Genomic DNA, 532 nt, shown 5'->3' on the forward strand with positions numbered 1-532 from the left:
ATCATACAGACCGCGAGCGGGGATTTCCCACTCCGGCACCAGGTGCGCCGGCATGATGCCGGCTTTCACCACGGGTGCCAGGCGGGCTGGAACGGTGCTGGCATCGGCCAGCTGGCCGATGATGATGAAGGTCACGGCCGCGTCGGTGATCGCGGGCTGATTCCAGGCGATCGGACGCAGCCGGGCCTTGGCTTCCGGCGAGCGTACGGCGATGAAACGCCAGTTCTGCAGGTGGAAGGAGGTTGGCGCGGACGTGCCGATACGCACCAGGTCGCGGATCTGGTCGTCGCTCAAGGTGGCAGCAGGGTCGTAGTACTTGGCGGCACTGCGGCTCAGGATCGTTTCGATGACGGCGTTCGTGGCGAAAGCGTTTTCGCTCTTCCCGGTCTCCCCGAAGATCTCGGCGGCTACGCGGGTTGCGGGTCCGGTGGTGGCGATGCAGTTCATTGGATGGCTCCCTTATCAAGTGATTGCGGAGCCCAATTTACGAGGACGAGTGATTATTTCGAGACTGATTCAGCTCAGTATGATG

1 protein-coding gene is annotated in these 532 nt (G+C 62.2%); it reads right to left on the reverse strand.

Annotation, left to right across the window (positions count from 1 at the left end; all coding sequences use genetic code 11):
- Positions 1-447: nitroreductase family protein (locus tag EN932_RS37560; RefSeq protein WP_245483425.1), on the reverse strand; the 447-nt coding region annotated here is incomplete at its 3' end.
- Positions 448-532: the final 85 nt, after the last annotated feature.

The sequence above is a fragment of the Mesorhizobium sp. M7A.F.Ca.US.002.01.1.1 genome, assembly GCF_004022955.1.
GTDB lineage: Bacteria > Pseudomonadota > Alphaproteobacteria > Rhizobiales > Rhizobiaceae > Mesorhizobium > Mesorhizobium ciceri.